Raw genomic sequence first — 14,980 nt, 5'->3', positions numbered from 1 at the left:
TTTGGTTATCTTCTGAATAGATAAAAAGCGTTCTGTCCGTGTTAACTGACAAGCATTTCGATTTTCCAAAATTCTCCGCCCCAGACGTATTGCCAAATTCCTTCACCTCCGTTCATTGTCTCACTGATATCCAGAACTTCCATCTGCGGGGTTGTCCACACCTGCTTCTCTTTCTTTACCTCTACACATAAAATTTCTTTCATAGTCCACACCTCTTTATGGAATTTTCTTCTTCATTCTAATACAAACGATACATTTTGTATCGAAATATTTTATGTAATCTATCACTTTCGCGCATAGCTTGATCAATATCTTTCTCCATCATAAGCTTAACTGCTCTGAAACAACGGGTTGACCAATAAAATAACGGGAGAATCGTAAATCGTTATAAACTCTTTTGTAAAGTGTCTCTACATCCAAGATGTTTAATTAACTTAAAAACCTTCAAATCATTCTCTCCTTATCTAGATAATAGAAACAATACTAACGCTAAACTACCCTGCCCGTTAATTGAATACAGCCAGCCGGTCAAAGTAAACGGCTGGCTTTATATTCATCATTGAACGATCTTCCGTTTAGCATATCACCTTTAATAAAATTATATATTTGCGTACCGCCGATTCGAATCATTCACTGGATTAGCGATTTTTACAAAACTTGATCACCCTGGCGACTGGTCTGCCCCCCGCCGAACACCTCCTCGACGAGCCTCTGCGTCGCCTTCTGGAACGGCACTGCCAGTGACATGGCGGCATCGTCCACATAGTTGATGGAGGCGGTCAGGGTCTTGCTGCCGTCAGGCGTGCTGTACATCAGTGCCGCGTAGCCCGATATACCGCCGTTGTGGGTGATGATGGTACCACCGTTCGAACCGGCGTCCTGTACAAACACCCCCAAGCCATAGCCGATTTTGGGGTACGGCTTGCACATCTCGGCCAGCAGGGGGGCCGGAAGGAGCTTGCCACCCATCAGCGCCGAAATGAACGTGTGGAGATCCTTGGTGGTCGAAATCATGTCACCTCCAGTGGAAATCCAGGAAGGGTTCTGGTTGGTGATGTCGACTGTCTTCTGCTCGCCATCGTCCTCGTATCGGTAGTAGGCGTGCGCGTGCGGTTCAGGGATCATCGACTGGGTGCCAGGTACGACGGTACCCGACAGCCCGAGCGGCCTCAGAATCAGTCGCTGCATTTCCTCGACGAGCGAACTGCCGGTGACTTTCTCGATCAGCAGCCTGGCAAGCACGTAGTTGGTGTTGGAATAGCTCCAGCCCGTTCCTGGCTCGAATCGCACCGACTTGGTCAATGCCAGCCGTACCAGCTCCTCCGGCCGGTAGGTCTTGAACCGATTATCTACCCACTCCTGCCCCTGCCAAGGGATGCCCGGCACGACCTTCCCGTCTTCGTAGTACTCGCCGGTGAAGTTGAACACCCCGCTTGTATGCTGCAGCAGCATCCGCACCGTGATCCTCCGGTCAAGCCCGAACTCGGGCAGGTAGTCTACCACCGGGTCCTCCAGCCCGATCCTACCCTCGGCAACCAATTGCAGCACCACGGTCGCGGTGAAGGTCTTGGTATTGCTGCCGATCCGGAAGTGCCCATTTGTAGGTGGCTTCGCGGCGTCGCCCAGCTTGCTAACCCCCGCACTACCAACCCACTCGCCCTGCTCATCGTGCACGCGCAGCTGCACCCCTAGGAAACCGGAATCGACTATCTCCTGAATGGCCTTCTGTAGCTCCGGACGATCCTGCCCCGTAGCGACTCTTTTTTCCTTCATATTTTCTGGCGAATTGAACTGATTCATCATATTCACATCTCCTTATAATAAGTTTTCTAGCGCTCATTTGAGCATTGTTCATCTATACATACCGACCGGTGGTATGTATAGTCTAAAAATAAGCTGCCTTAACGGCAGTTTAGTTTTCGTTGCTGACTTCTCGAGCTGACAAACGGTACAATTCCTCGTAACGCTGAATCATTTGCTCATCGAACAGGTTAAGCCCCAGACCTTTCAATATTTCATCGAAAAGCCTTACCTTTCGCAACATCATCTCGGGCGTAGCTTGAATGACCGCCGGGTTTAGCCAAAAGTTGGTGAGAATCATCAACGCTTCGCTTAGCTCCCTTGGATAGTCGGTTCGGATCGAACCGTCTCGCATACCCTGTTCGATGATAGGCTGGATATAGAGGGGTACGCCTTTTATGAATATGTTCTCGAATTGTGCCGCCAGCAGCTTTGGATTGTTCAGGAGGCTTGGCGCCGCCGATGCCATTTCGTTCTGCGCTGGATTGTCTAGAGAAACACGGGAAATCTTCCGGAGCTTCTCCAGGCCGTTCAGCTCCTTGTCGTCCCTGATACCGGACAGCATCTCGTCAGCCCCTTTGAACATATGGTCGGTGACAGCCTGGAAGATTTCTTCCTTTGACTTGTAGTGATGATAAATTGCCCCTTTTGTCAGTCCACCCAGCTCATTAATGATATCCTGAATGGAGGTTTGCTCGTATCCTTTTTGTATGAACAGGTTAAGAGCAACGGTTAGAATCTGATTGATTGTTTCTTCGGGATATTTATTCCTTGCCACTCGCTTTCTCCTTTCATACATTCAGTTGGTATGTAAAAAATATATTCGATCATCCTTATAATGTCAACACCATAAAATCAAAATCATTTGATTTGGGTGTTCAGGCGTGAGGCACTCTGTAAGTGGAGGTTGAGATATTTTTATATAATGCGATTTACAAATCCCACACCTGCGTATTAGAATTGTTTACATCGCGTAAAGGTTGACACAATGTAAACAAAGGAGCTCATTTTATGTTACCAAAGTCGGTTCGCTTCCCACTCTTCATTCTCATGTTAAATCTATTTATAGCTTTATTGGGTCAAGGAATGCTTATTCCAATATTGCCTGATTATTTGAAGCTATTCCATGCAGGCGGAACTGTCGCTGGTTTTCTAGTCGCTGCATTTGGTGCAGCTCAATTCTTATTTTCACCTCTGGGAGGACAATTATCTGATCGATTTGGACGCAAAAAGTTAATCATGGCCGGCATGTTCCTTTCTGTCGTTTCTGATGTCATATTTGCGCTTTCGACTTCATTGCCTCTGCTTTATGTTGCTCGCTTTATTGGTGGAATCAGCTTAGGTTTAATGATCCCATCGAACTTGGCCTATGTGGCCGATATTACAACCCACGAAACACGAGCTAAGGGTATGGGGTATTTTGGAGCAGCCATGAATTTGGGAATGGTACTTGGACCCGGTCTTGGTGGTCTCATTGCCGAAATGGGCATACGTATGCCTTATTTCTGTGCAGCTGGTCTTGGATTGGTCGCTACGCTGCTAACACTCCTATTGCCCGAGACACTTGCACCTGAAAAAAGAACGCGCTCTTTACGCAATCCGGATGGAAATCACTTTGGAAAAAAAGTTTTGAGTTCCTTTAAAGTTCCCTATTTCAAGTACTTACTTCTGCTTCTCGTTATGACCTTCGGTCTCATGAGTTATGAGACGGTATTTGCCCTTTTCGTAGAGAAAAAATACGGATTTGATGCTGCTACAATCTCTATCATTATTACCCTAGGGGCAATAATCGGTATAGTTATTCAAGTTTGGTTGCTTGATTGGTTTGTGAAAAGGATGGGTGAGATCAAGTTAATTAGACTATCTTTGATTATTGCGCCTATTGCTTTAATGTTAATGTTGATTAAAGTTAACCTTGCTTTTCTTTTATTCGCTTCTGCGTTATTCTTTGCATTTAATTCTTTTTTGCGGCCTTCCGTCAGCACGCTAATATCCAAAAACGCAGGAGATCGACAAGGGTATGCATCTGGTCTGAATACCACATATTCCAGTCTTGGTACCATATTTGGCCCGCTTATTGCAGGTTCTTTATTTGATTCAAATATTAACCTTCCTTATATTTTTGGGGCAGTCATGCTTCTGGCTTCTCTGCCGCTTACCGTGAATGCATTCCGCTCCAAGAAAGGGAAAAGATCTACTCATTATTAATCTAACGCGATTTTTAAATGGAGCTGCTTGACTAAGAAAATTCTTCATTCATTTGCAGGCCTTCATTCATACAAAAAAGCCGCCAAATTAGCGGCTTCCCACGGAATGATATTCGTATCCTTCGACACGTCGGTTTAGCAAATTCCAAAATTGTTCAACCATGACGGGCGGAGGATATGGCATCGAACGGATAATCCACCTATCATTCAATTTCCAAAATTCTCTAACAGATTGAACTGGAATTAGAGGAGATGCTGCAGCAGTGTCTTGCAGTCGCAGCCCCCTTCACCGACAAGGTGGAGGGGCATTTTTCTTTGGCCAGATACAAAGGGATAATCTGCCCTACTTGAGTCTTGGTTAGATTCATACAATTTTTATGGTCTTAATAAGATTTTCCCCGTGCTTTTGCGGCTTTCCAGAAATTGATGCGCTTTTCTTCCATCTCGGAGTGCAAATACCGTAGGCTCGGATACCGTGATTTTCCCCTCTTCGATCCAGCGGAACAACTCGGCTGAACGGGTTGCCCGTTCCTCGCGGGAAGTAAGGAAATTCCAAAGATCGCCACCAGTCAAAGTTTTTGACGTATCCATCAACATCCTTGGGTCAACTGGAGCAGGGTCTCCCCCTGCTATTCCATAAAATACAACCGTCCCCCCAATACGAGTGGCTGCAAAACTATCCTCGAGCGTGGAGCCTACTGAGTCATAGACCACATCCACACCTTTTCCGTTTGTCTCCTCCATGACTTTTCTCTTCCAATCATCCGAGTACAAAAAAACCTGATTCCCTCCAGAGTTCTTAACTGCCGACGCCTTCTCCATCGAGGAGGTTAAACCAATGACCCTCCCACCGAAGAGCTTTGCCATTTGAACAAGCAACTGTCCAACGCCCCCTGCTGCGGCATGAACTAGAATTACATCATTATCCTTAACCGCATAACTATCTTTTGTTAGATAGTGGGCAGTCAACCCTTGCAATAAAACAGAAGCTGCCTTTTCAAATGAAATGGTCTCTGGAAGAGGAATTGCCTTTTCTATAGGAACAGCCACTTTTTCTGCGTTAGCATGGGGGACATCTGCAAATGCAATAGGGTCGCCAACGCTGATTCCTTGGACATTAGCTCCCGTTTTTTCAACGACTCCTGCCCCTTCATAACCTAAAATAAACGGGGAGTTCCCAGTAAGATGATAGTTCCCTTTCCTTCTATAAATATCTGCAAAATTCAATCCGATGGCTTTCATCCTTACTAATATTTCGTCAGGCCCGATAACTGGATCCGAAATTTCAAGATATTCTAGTACTTCGGGTCCTCCGAATTTATTAAATACAAGTGCTTTCAAATGAATGGCCTCCTCTTATATATTTTTCAAGAGCTCTGAATGAAACGAGCTTCTTTTATTTACTCAAAAACTTGCCCCTGCTTATGATACGGTTCACCCGCTGTCTATAACAGCAAGTTTATTACGAAATCTAGGGAGCACAAAAGTGCTCCCTCGGACAGAAGTTCGGTTATTCCACCTCTAAAACTGATTCGCCACTAATTATCGTACCGTTATTCTTACCTTCGCAAATTTCTTTCATCGAACCTGGTTTATCGAAATTAAACACATGCATTGGAAGATTGTAGTCTCTTGCTAAAATGAAAGCGGATTGGTCCATTACTTTTAAGTTGTGTTTTAAAACATCGTTGTAATGAAACGAGCGAAATTTCCTTGCATCCTTCTCCAATTTAGGGTCTGCATTAAGAACACCATCAACACCTTGCTTTGCAACTAATAAAGCGTCACAATTAACCTCGATGGCTCTTTGTACTGAAGGATAGTCTGTTGTAACGAAAGGTTGACCGTTTCCCCCTGCAAAAATTACAATATAGCCTTTTTCTAGATGGTGGATTGCTCTTAGACGGATGTATGGTTCTGCAACTGAAGTAGTAGGTATTGCCGTCATTACTCGTACTTCCCTTTGGGTCTTGGCTTTAAGAACTCCACGAAGCATTAAACTATTTACTACAGTCGCAAGCGTACCAATGTTATCAGCTTCAGCCCGTTCTATCCCCCAGCTTTCCGCCATATTCCCTCTGAAAATGTTACCCCCACCTATAACTAACGAGACTTCAACGCCTAAGTTTACCACTGACATAATTTCATCCGCAATATGGTCTAACCTTTCTGGCTCAAAACCAAATTCAGAGTTTCCTGCTACTGCTCCACCACTTAGCTTAACCAGTATCCTTTTGTACCTTGACAATGATTACACCCCCATAAAATAAAAACACTAAAGCAATAAATGCTTTAGTGTTCTAATGGAATGGAAATATGAAATTACGCAAGTCGACTGAATGTAAGTCTGCCGTGTCCACCTCATACTCCCACCCCTTCATGTTTTTTCCATCAAGTGATTTTACATTACGTGAATGTAAATTGCAATGATGAAAATGGTAATGTGTTTGGAGTTGATCTTTGACCCACCTGTTTACCTGCTGATGATGCCGTCGATTGACCTGTTCTTTAAATGAAACTATACTATTTAGCAAAGAAGGTGAGTAGGTTGAAACAAATAAGTAGTCGTTTTTCGATGGCAGTCCATATTCTTTCCATGATCTCGCTGGACCCCCTATATAGTACAGGCGATCGAATTGCCCGCAGCATCAATAGTAACCCTGTAGTCATTCGAAGGATTATGGCCCAGCTCAAAAAAGCAGGTTATATTGATACAAAACCAGGAGTTGCGGGTGCCTCTCTTCTGATCTCTCCTGAAAGATTAACCCTACTGAATATCTCCCAAGCCGTCGAATCTGTGGATGGAAATCAGCTTTTCAAAATTCACAAGGATACGGACCCCAATTGTTCTGTAGGAATGAACATTGAATCCATTCTATTACCCCAATTCTCCAATGCACAGAAGGCTATGGAGCATGAACTAGCTTCTGTTACCCTAGCTCAGATTGTAGAGCAACTACGGATAAAGGCAAATGCAAAATAAAGCTACTCCTCTGATGGAGTAGCTTTATTTTACATTTAATGATTTTGCACCCGGTCATACAGAAGCTTGCGCAGGCTCAACATATTCAATAAAACTACCATCAGGATGCTGAACAAAAACGCTTGGGCCAATGGGACCATGCTGATCTCTTACGATAAGGGTATTTTGTTTTTTTAATTCTGCCTTCAATTCGTTCATGGAATCAACATACACCACTGCACGGAGTGATCTAGCAGGCTCCAAGGCCTCTGCACTTCCAGATACAATGACGTAAGGATATACTGTGGCTAAAGATAAGCCAGCCTCGGGAATATTCCACGTGCGATCCATAGATCGGTTAGCAAGAGATTCATAATATATAACAGTTAATTCTAGTTGTTCGGTAAAAACGGGTATAAAATGATTTATGATTTTCATGTTAACCTCCAGTTTTCATTTTTATATATAACCATATTGGTTATAACTATTTTAGTTATATATAAACATTTTGACACTGTCAAGCTTTCAAAAAGGATCGACCTCCTAGAATGCCCGTTAACAGAACAAAAGCAGCCGATCACGTAGATCGGCTGCTTTCTTGGTAATATTGAATTATTGTATCCCGTTACCTCAGCAGTGAGGAATCTTAGAGCGTAAAATGCCTCCAATTCCCTTCGGAAACCACTTCCACTGCCCCATCGATCACCTTGATGGCGGTCTGATCATCGATTGCATATGCCGGCCCTTGAATCTCAGCGGCCCAGCTCTCAGCTGCAGCCATAGTGTTATCTGGCAGCATGACGTGATCAAGATGCGGGAAAATTGCAAAATCAACCAGTCCCAGCGTTTCATCGCCACCGGTAGGTGAAGTCCACCCCACAAAGTATTCCCCGATCTTAGGTGCCATCACCATACTGCCGGCGCTCATTCCCACATAAACGGCCTTCAGTGAAGGCAAGAGTTCTGCGAGTCCGGATTGCCGCATCCAATGGTATAGGAAGAGAGCATCGCCACCCGACACCAGCAAGACATCTGTCTCCCGGACCAGGGGCTCCCAGTGGTCTCTACAGATACTTGGCAGTGCGGTGAGCTCCAGCACGCCTACTGACTTCCAGCCGAGGTCGACCATGGGGTTCTCGGATTTCCCGCTGATAAACTCCCAGGTTTTCACGCCAGGGCCAACCCAGGGATGTCCGTACATCGCCGTGGGAATGCACAGGGCATTGGAGTCAGCAATCGGCTTGTCCAACATGCCAACTAACGCGTCATGTATGCTTTGATTATTAACGCCTGCAGATGTCAGTAATAATTTCATACCCTCACTCCTAGTCACTTGACCTTCATAGTTCCCCATCTATAGTTCGATAAAATGGCTATCCTGTCCTTTCCGTAAGCGTAACAAGTTGTACTCTGATTTGTCGTTAACCCATTTCCGATTTGATACGATTTTGACTTAAAAATTTTATTAAATCATTACGCAGCTGCACCATCTCATTGTTAGCATGATTCGCATAATCCGGCAACATCATATCTCTAACCATTTTAGTTCGCAGCCATGTCATAAAGAAAAGATCCAGTAATAAGTTTGGAAATTTAAGCACCATTTTTAGCATTGGTGGATCAATGGAAACCCCAGCTTTTTGTATTGCCTCTAGATGCGCTTTTAAAATGACTGTTATTTGGCGAGCCGCATTTCTGGTTTTGACTGTTTCTTGGTCCATTATCTTATTCTCGGATTGCAAAACGCTCAACATGGCAATGTCTGATACCGCGTGTGTGATTAGATACGCTTGCATATCCTTTTTAATATCGTAGGGAAGCTTTGCTGTTTTAAATATGATTGCGAGCTTTTCTATGCGTTCTGTCACTAGACCATTAATTTCTCCGAATGCAGCTGCCGCTATATTCTTGGGTAGAAATCGAGCATGCAATACTCCATCTTTAATCTGTCCACCGAAGCCCGGAAAAGCGGGTAAAAGCCTATCTCCTACGATATCCAGCCATGAAGAAAATCCCATTGAATTACTAATCATCGTAACTATATTTTTGCTTTGATTATCTTTTAGCGTTAACAACGCTGATTCGGACCGATCATAACGAACGGTTACGAAAATAAAATCGTATACATCGTCGTTTTCGAGTGTATCAATGACATTCACTTTTATCGATCGAACTGTACCTTTTTCCTTATATCGCAGGCCATTTTCTCTTAATGAATCATATCTATTAGCACGTGCAAATAGGGTTACGTCAAACCCAGCTTCTATAAGCTTCATTGCGTACATGCTCCCTATAACACCTGCACCAAAAATTAAAATTCGATCTTGTTTATTTGACATTAAACCACTCCTACCGTTTACCAATTCTTATTTAATCATCCGACAACATGTTGTATGATGTGATTATAAATTTTCAATATTCATTGATCAACCATCAGTTTTTTATGATTTGTCGGATGATATTCTTAGACGCTAGTAGGAGGAAAACATGAAAAAGCAGCCCCAAATCACAGAGAAAACAAGACAAACCTTTGTTGACGTTTTTTGTGAGTTATATAGCCAAAAACCAATCGAGAAAATTTCAGTTCAGGAAATCGCGAATAAATCAGGATATAACCGCAGCACCTTTTATCAATACTTTACTGATATTTACGAATTGTTAGATGCTCTTGAAAATGACTTATTGAACGACATAAAAGAAGAATTGGCGAAAAAAAAGCTATCGATGCATACAGTTCAAGATGCGCTCCTTTGTCTGGACAAAAAAGAACATCTATTGGTTCTCAATGCCCTTTTAGGTGATTATGGAAGTCCCCGATTTTTAAAACGCTTAAAAAAAGAAATCACTCTCAATCAGTTGGAATTAAATGTTCCGCAAAATCCTTCCTTAACGCCATACTTGATTGAGTTTTACCTGTCAACCTCCCTTTCCTTATTTCGTCTTTGGCTCCAGCGACAAAAGGATTTATCTTCAGAAGAGTTTTTCAAGTTAGTGGACAACCTCTATTCAAAGGGGGTTACGTCCTATTCTAATGAATAGGTCAAATCATCTAGATTAGGTAACACTTCATCGGGTCATATCCCCCATCATCTGTCATTTCATCCTTGTCTGCACAGAATGTCCATGCTCGTTTATCTCGCTTTCTTTCCTGATCATATTAATGAATTACAGATACTTACTGGGGTATAGGCAGCCATTCAGATTGATTGGCTGCCTGATAAATTTAATTAGACCCGCCTTTACTTATCCACAACCGTTAAATATCTTGTTCTACCAACAAAAAGTCGCTGTGAAAACGACTTTTCGTTGGCTATATTGAATTGTTAATTTTGGCGAGGCCAATCCCCTGTCTCTTCCCCTTCTTCTGAAATATCACAAAACAAGTGTAAAAATAATAGGAAGAGTAACAAGGCTTGCAAGTGTACTAATCAACGTGGCACCCGAGACAAATTCAGGTTCCGTGCCATATTGGAGGGCGTACATTGTCGTATTCGCTGCAGTCGGCATGGCCGCCATAATAATCATGATCTGTTTGACCATTGGATCCACTGGAAGTACTAAGGTGAAGAGATATGCAATAAACGGGGAGATCATAAGCTTAACCAGCAAAGTATAACCCAGTCTTGCTTCCTTCATATTCTTGAGAGATATATTCGCAAGCTGCATGCCTAGCACAATCATGATGGTAGGAATGGCAGCATCCGCAACCAAACTAACCGCCTCTAACACAGCACTGCTCAGCGGAATGTGTAACAATTGAAACAAGGCCCCCATAATTCCTCCGTATACAATGGGCATCCGCTTAACTGCTCGTATTGCAGAGCCGATCCCATCTCCCTCCGGACTTCCTTTGGCAGCATAATATACACCCACTGTACACATCACAATCTGCTGAATGACCATTAAAACGATAGCTGCATCCAGCCCGGCCGCTCCGAATAACAACAGCACAACAGGAGTTCCATAATTACCGTTGTTCATGAAGGAAGAACTCAGAATAAGGCCACATGTTTCTTTCATCGAATACTTTTGAACATATGCGAGCAGATACACAACCAGGATTAAGAAAAAGCACAAGGCAAACGTATAAATCGTAAGATACAAGTAATCCATATTAAAATCTGTCGTATAGAACGTGCGGAATACCAGTACCGGAGACATTAGATATAACGCCATTTTTGATATATTTTTCGTTTCAAATCCTATTTTCTTCTGTCCTACATAACCGATCGCAAAGATTCCGAATATAGGGAGGAGTATCGATAGAAATTGCATTTCATTCACCTACATTTAAGTTAATTGCATATAAAAAAACCTAGAAACAAAAGTTGCCTCTAGGCTGGGTATCTATCATTTACAGATTAAAGACGATGATCCGTTCCTCTGTCATTTCCTCGATTGCATATTTAGGGCCTTCTTTACCCGTACCACTTTTCTTGACTCCGCCATATGGCATATGATCTACACGGTATGCAGAAGCATCATTCACCATAAGACCGCCTACTTCAATTTCACGTGCTGCCTTCATGGCGAAGTTCAGGTCATTAGTGAACAAACCTGCCTGCAGACCATAATCGGAATCATTCACACGTGCAATGACTTCATCTTCACTAGAGTAAGCAGCAACAGCAACAACGGGTCCAAAGACTTCCTGTCTGCACACTTTCATATCATCGACAACGTTGCTCAAAATGGTAGGATAATAAACAGCACCTTCACGTTTGCCACCAATCTCAATATGTGCTCCTTGTTCTACGGCTTCCTTTACCCAAGCTTCTACCCGTTCCGCTTCACTGAGGCGAATCATGGGGCCAACATCCGTCTTCTCATCCACCGGGTTCCCTACCACGATGTTCTTCGTATTCTCAATCAATTTGGCAAGAAAAGATTCATAGATATGTTCATGCACGTAGATCCGCTGTACTGAAATACACACCTGACCTGCATTATTAAAACTTTTCTGTGAGATCAGTGCTGCGGCTTTGTCCAGATCAGCATCTTGATGAACGACAGTGGCGGAGTTATTCCCTAGTTCAAGTGCCACTTTGCGGAGTCCTGCCTTGGATCGTATTAATTCTCCGACACGAGGGCTTCCTGTAAAAGTAAACATGTTGACATCTTCATTTTGCAGCAACCAATCGCCTATTTGTGCTCCATCGCCTGTCAGTACATGCAAACGTCCATCGGGAAGACCCGCTTCTTGCAATAATTCTGCCAGCATCAGGGCACATATCGGGGTTACTTCTGCCGGTTTTAATACTACGCTGTTACCCGCTGCAAGCGCAGGGCCAATCTTATGGCATACGAGATTCATCGGTACATTAAATGGAGTAATGGCTGCGATCACACCAACAGGGACTTTGACGGTAAAAGCCATTCGATTCTCAGAACCAGGGGCGGCTTCTACCGGAACACCTTCCCCCTGAATTCGCTTCGCTTCTTCAGCAGATACCTGCAGCGTTTGTGCTGCACGCTCAACTTCACCGCGGGATTCTCGAATGGGTTTGCCAACTTCTGCGGCCAAAACGTCAGCAAATTGCTCTTTTCTTGCGAGCAGCAATTCAGCTGCTTTCATCAATACTTTATAGCGCTCATAAGGAGCAAAGGGCTCTTTCAATGCTTCTTTTGCCAATTTCACTGCCTGCTCAACATGTGCTTGTGTCGCTACAGCAACTTTAGCAGCAGGTTCTTGGGTGTATTTATTTTGCACCGTCATCGTTTCTGCAGTGGTTACCCACTCACTGTTAATGTATAGTCCGTATGTTTTCACTTCTACTTCGTTCACCATTCAGATCACTCCTCCGAGCATTATCGTGTAAGCTCAATATCATAATGATATTTGTCGCTGCGGAATTTCGTCGTTGTAAATTCAAGTGGCTTATCGTCGTAACCAAAACTCAGTCTTTGCATTTCCAGCAAAGCTTCGCCACCACGAATACCCAGTAAGTCGGCTTCATATAAGGTCGCATTAATGGCGGATACCTTATCCTTAGCTCGTTTTAGATTAACTCCGTTATTTTCAAGAATCTCATAAAATTTGGCATCATTTAAATCAACCTTCTCCAAGATCTTTCCTATCGAAGCTGGCCAGCACGAACGCTCAAGGGCGATCGGAGTCTCATCCGTAAAACGAATCCGTTCAATAACGAGAATCTCTTCCCCTTCCTCCAGCTCAAGCATCGAAGTTTCATAGTATAGATGACTCATAAAACCGACTCGTAACAATCTGGAATTGGATGTCAATCCTCGTTCGGTCGCTTCTTCAGCGAGACCTTTTAATCTGCCTAAACTTCCTCCGAAAAGAGGCTGTGCCTTGACAACGGTTCCTCTGCCTTGCGTTTTCTCCAGCAAACCATCTTGAACAAGCAGATTGATGGCCTGGCGAAGTGTTGTACGGCTCACATCAAACTCTTGCATTAACTCCTGCTCTGTCGGTATCAGGTTACCTGGGGTCCAGATCTTATCCTGAATTCTTTGGATAAGAACTTCTTTTACTTGTAAGTACAGAGCAGCCTGCTTATTAGGAACGTTCTTCAACAATATCAAACTCCTTTTGCTTTCTTGGGATCTTTCAATTCTCGGATCCAACACCAGTTAGCAAATAAGAGGCCCTTTTCTCTCTAGTTCACGTTGCAGCGTATAGTTTGGTCTCCATACGCAGCATACGACCTAATTCAACCAGTTCATCTGCAACATCTCCATATACGAGAGCGAAGTGAGGTTCATAACCTGCATGCATCATCTCGTAGAGAGTTTCCGTTACATCTGTTTGTAGAGCGACTTCAACTGAAGTACCTGAAAAGGGCTGCTCCACATCTAGTGCCTCTCCTCTAAGAACTAAAAGGCGATATCCTTCTGGAGTATGACTTACTCTAAAGATAGTCACTTCTCCTGCTTTTAATCCAAAATCCATGGCAAAACCTATTTTTCGATTCGGATGTACACCAGCTGTAGCCCCTGTAGCCGGGTTAGCGAGAGAATAGGCACCAGCCCCACAGTGCCAGAACACAACCGAATTGGAATCTTCATTCACATGAACAAGATCACCCAAATACGGTGCTTTGCCTCCAGAGAGTTCTCTTAAAATAAACATGGATATGGAACCGTGAATATCCGACTCACATGAGGTTACCAACCCATCCTCCGTAAATTGAGAGAGTGTAGAGCATGGTGCTGCTCCTAGTTCATTAAAGAAATCGGGCCAACAGCGCATCGCAAGGGCACTGATTTCCTCATGTTCAATTTGCTTTTTGATATACGTGGAGAACTGAGCAAACTTCTTGACCGTCTCATCCTTGCGGTTGAGTCCAATCACTTGCTGTTCTGCTCGATCAATTTCAGGAGTCCATTCTTCTTCGGGAAGATGTACACATTCATCGAATGCCCGTTGCAGATCGAACTTCTGCAAAGAAACGCCAAGAGCCTTTTTAAGTTCAGGTTCACTCGCATCCGAGAAAAAGAAACCTGGGGGATAGTCACCAACAACACCTATTTTCATTTTACTCAAGGCTTTTATGACCTTCATGACGTTTATTTCTTTGATCAAACGGGTCTGAAGAGCCTGCTCATCCGGATTTCCAAGCACAAATGCAAACGGATGGTTATGATTACGCAGCACGTTACTTGTGCTATTTCCTCCCGTGAGTGAGTTTAAGCGCAAGCGCCCTCCTACACTCGGTTCACGGACCGACCATACAATCACGGGCTCACGGAAATAATCCAAGATTTGGACCATGAATTCTCCATCGGCAAAAGTAACGCTCTGATAAAGGATGGTATCGATCTCCTGATCTTTCACCGTTTCTAAAAAGTCCTTCAAATATTCTGGCGAGGTCAGGATCTGCTTCGGGGCAATAACCCCATCTCCATATACCTTCGTCAGCCAATCCAAACTTTCTCTATAGTAGGTTTCCGCTATTTCCATATCGAATGTTAATCGTCCAATAGGTACATACAAAATAGTGGTCTGTGTCATGGAATTACCTATGCCTCCCTAATAGAACCACCTCGA

15 protein-coding genes and 1 pseudogene are annotated in these 14,980 nt (G+C 43.7%); 3 read left to right on the top strand and 13 right to left on the bottom strand.

Annotated features, from left to right (window positions below; translation table 11 throughout):
• Positions 1-41 precede the first annotated feature (41 nt).
• The 3 genes from MHB82_RS07195 to MHB82_RS07185 all read right to left on the bottom strand — a co-directional run bounded on the left by MHB82_RS07195 (position 42) and on the right by MHB82_RS07185 (position 2,578).
• Positions 42-203, bottom strand: a complete 162-nt coding sequence (locus MHB82_RS07195) for a paeninodin family lasso peptide (protein ID WP_110757594.1) — start codon at positions 201-203, stop codon at positions 42-44.
• A 445-nt stretch (positions 204-648) separates the two neighbouring features.
• Positions 649-1,803: a serine hydrolase domain-containing protein gene (locus tag MHB82_RS07190; protein ID WP_341174265.1), complete on the bottom strand. Its 1,155-nt coding sequence runs from the start codon at positions 1,801-1,803 to the stop codon at positions 649-651.
• A 109-nt stretch (positions 1,804-1,912) separates the two neighbouring features.
• A complete protein-coding gene (locus MHB82_RS07185) occupies positions 1,913-2,578 on the bottom strand; it encodes a TetR/AcrR family transcriptional regulator (protein WP_341174264.1) in 666 nt (221 codons plus the stop codon).
• 233 nt (positions 2,579-2,811) lie between these two features.
• On the opposite strand from MHB82_RS07185, the gene MHB82_RS07180 reads away from it, so the two are divergent.
• A complete protein-coding gene (locus MHB82_RS07180; RefSeq protein ID WP_341174263.1) occupies positions 2,812-4,008 on the top strand; it encodes an MFS transporter in 1,197 nt (398 codons plus the stop codon).
• Positions 4,009-4,095: 87 nt separating this feature from the next.
• Here MHB82_RS07180 and MHB82_RS07175 read toward each other — a convergent pair.
• The 3 genes and pseudogenes from MHB82_RS07175 to pyrH all read right to left on the bottom strand — a co-directional run.
• Positions 4,096-4,206, bottom strand: a pseudogene (locus tag MHB82_RS07175) (TetR/AcrR family transcriptional regulator); the annotation flags it as partial.
• Positions 4,207-4,382: 176 nt separating this feature from the next.
• The gene (locus tag MHB82_RS07170) at positions 4,383-5,348 is read right to left on the bottom strand and encodes a quinone oxidoreductase family protein (RefSeq protein ID WP_341174262.1); all 966 of its coding nucleotides are present in this window, start codon (positions 5,346-5,348) and stop codon (positions 4,383-4,385) included.
• Between the two features lie 169 nt (positions 5,349-5,517).
• Positions 5,518-6,255 (bottom strand): UMP kinase, encoded by a 738-nt coding sequence (pyrH, locus tag MHB82_RS07165; protein WP_341174261.1) that lies wholly within the window; start codon positions 6,253-6,255, stop codon positions 5,518-5,520.
• Between the two features lie 291 nt (positions 6,256-6,546).
• Between pyrH and MHB82_RS07160 the strand changes: the two genes are divergently transcribed.
• On the top strand, positions 6,547-6,990 hold the full coding sequence (locus MHB82_RS07160; RefSeq protein WP_341176601.1) for an Rrf2 family transcriptional regulator: 444 nt from the start codon (positions 6,547-6,549) through the stop codon (positions 6,988-6,990).
• A 54-nt stretch (positions 6,991-7,044) separates the two neighbouring features.
• Here the strand turns inward: MHB82_RS07160 and MHB82_RS07155 are convergent, their stop codons facing one another.
• From MHB82_RS07155 to MHB82_RS07145, 3 genes are all read right to left on the bottom strand, one after another.
• Positions 7,045-7,407: a VOC family protein gene (locus MHB82_RS07155; protein WP_341174260.1), complete on the bottom strand. Its 363-nt coding sequence runs from the start codon at positions 7,405-7,407 to the stop codon at positions 7,045-7,047.
• A 208-nt stretch (positions 7,408-7,615) separates the two neighbouring features.
• Entirely contained in the window at positions 7,616-8,284 is a 669-nt protein-coding gene (locus tag MHB82_RS07150) for a Type 1 glutamine amidotransferase-like domain-containing protein (protein ID WP_110821298.1), read from the bottom strand.
• 106 nt (positions 8,285-8,390) lie between these two features.
• The gene (locus MHB82_RS07145) at positions 8,391-9,308 is read right to left on the bottom strand and encodes a ketopantoate reductase family protein (protein WP_341174259.1); all 918 of its coding nucleotides are present in this window, start codon (positions 9,306-9,308) and stop codon (positions 8,391-8,393) included.
• A gap of 148 nt (positions 9,309-9,456) precedes the next feature.
• Between MHB82_RS07145 and MHB82_RS07140 the strand changes: the two genes are divergently transcribed.
• The gene (locus MHB82_RS07140) at positions 9,457-10,008 is read left to right on the top strand and encodes a TetR/AcrR family transcriptional regulator (RefSeq protein ID WP_341174258.1); all 552 of its coding nucleotides are present in this window, start codon (positions 9,457-9,459) and stop codon (positions 10,006-10,008) included.
• A 333-nt stretch (positions 10,009-10,341) separates the two neighbouring features.
• Here the strand turns inward: MHB82_RS07140 and MHB82_RS07135 are convergent, their stop codons facing one another.
• The 4 genes from MHB82_RS07135 to sftI all read right to left on the bottom strand — a co-directional run bounded on the left by MHB82_RS07135 (position 10,342) and on the right by sftI (position 14,944).
• Complete coding sequence (locus MHB82_RS07135) at positions 10,342-11,244, bottom strand: AEC family transporter (protein ID WP_341174257.1); 903 nt, start codon at positions 11,242-11,244, stop codon at positions 10,342-10,344.
• Positions 11,245-11,323: 79 nt separating this feature from the next.
• Positions 11,324-12,757: an aldehyde dehydrogenase family protein gene (locus tag MHB82_RS07130; RefSeq protein WP_341174256.1), complete on the bottom strand. Its 1,434-nt coding sequence runs from the start codon at positions 12,755-12,757 to the stop codon at positions 11,324-11,326.
• A gap of 20 nt (positions 12,758-12,777) precedes the next feature.
• Positions 12,778-13,506 carry a GntR family transcriptional regulator gene (locus MHB82_RS07125; RefSeq protein ID WP_341174255.1) on the bottom strand — a complete coding sequence of 243 codons (729 nt, stop codon included), beginning with the start codon at positions 13,504-13,506 and terminating at the stop codon, positions 12,778-12,780.
• An 88-nt stretch (positions 13,507-13,594) separates the two neighbouring features.
• Positions 13,595-14,944 (bottom strand): sulfoquinovose isomerase, encoded by a 1,350-nt coding sequence (gene sftI / locus MHB82_RS07120; protein ID WP_341174254.1) that lies wholly within the window; start codon positions 14,942-14,944, stop codon positions 13,595-13,597.
• Between the last annotated feature and the right edge of the window lie 36 nt (positions 14,945-14,980).

It is taken from the genome of Paenibacillus sp. FSL K6-2862, from assembly GCF_038005125.1.
Lineage (GTDB): Bacteria > Bacillota > Bacilli > Paenibacillales > Paenibacillaceae > Paenibacillus > Paenibacillus illinoisensis_A.
This window is presented reverse-complemented; position numbering and strand designations above follow the sequence as displayed.